Origin of the sequence: Liquorilactobacillus sicerae, assembly GCF_029916425.1 — a bacterium.
Lineage (GTDB): Bacteria > Bacillota > Bacilli > Lactobacillales > Lactobacillaceae > Liquorilactobacillus > Liquorilactobacillus sicerae.
Window position 1 is genome coordinate 1 of the sequence record NZ_JAHAVQ010000068.1, and the last position, 734, is coordinate 734.

Below are 734 nucleotides of genomic sequence, written 5' to 3' on the forward strand. Positions count from 1 at the left end.
CCGGTAAATGATCATAATCTGTTTTCAAAAAATCCGTCATCTTTTCTCCTATATTCTTTATTACGTTTTTTTGACTCAAATAAGAAAAATTGACGAGTAAAAATATAAATGCTTTAATGGTAGAAACTTATGGTAAGAAAACTAACGAGAAGCAGACTAGCAGTTAAAACAGTATCAATTTTCGTTTGGACCCTTTTCAGCATTTATTTAACAAGTCTATTAATTGGCAAACTTGCCCAAGAATATTTTTTAAAAACAGAAAACATTAACATTTTTTCTAAAAGCTGTACTGACAACCCTTTAAATACAACAACAAGTCTTGAATTGAATATAATTTCTGAAAGCCTGTTTTTTATCCTCTTATTGTTAGGAAATTTATTTTTCTTCCATATAAAGATTAAAGTAGCAACACGACGTTTTGCTTGGGGCTTTTTATACGTTCTGCCACTGGGTGTTTTCTTGATTGGAAACATCGTTCAGGCTATAAGTACTTTAGTAAACAAACCAATCGACCAGACTGAAATAATTTTGGCACTTATTTTTTCTATGATTGTCGGTGTAACTGAAGAATTTGCCTTTCGAGGATTGATACTGGGAAATTTGTTGGCTTATCCAAAAAAAGATCTACTTTGTTACTTTTCAGCAATACTGATTCAAGGATTTTTCTTTGGCGGATTACATTTGGTTAATCTAGATCGTCAAACTTTTTCATTTACCTATACACAAATTATCTA

At 30.8% G+C, this 734-nt stretch carries 1 protein-coding gene; it reads left to right on the forward strand.

The genetic code is table 11. The annotated features are described in order from the left end of the window. Window positions 1-129 precede the first annotated feature (129 nt). On the forward strand, window positions 130-734 hold a 605-nt coding region (locus KH893_RS11225; protein ID WP_281166201.1), incomplete at its 3' end, for a CPBP family intramembrane glutamic endopeptidase.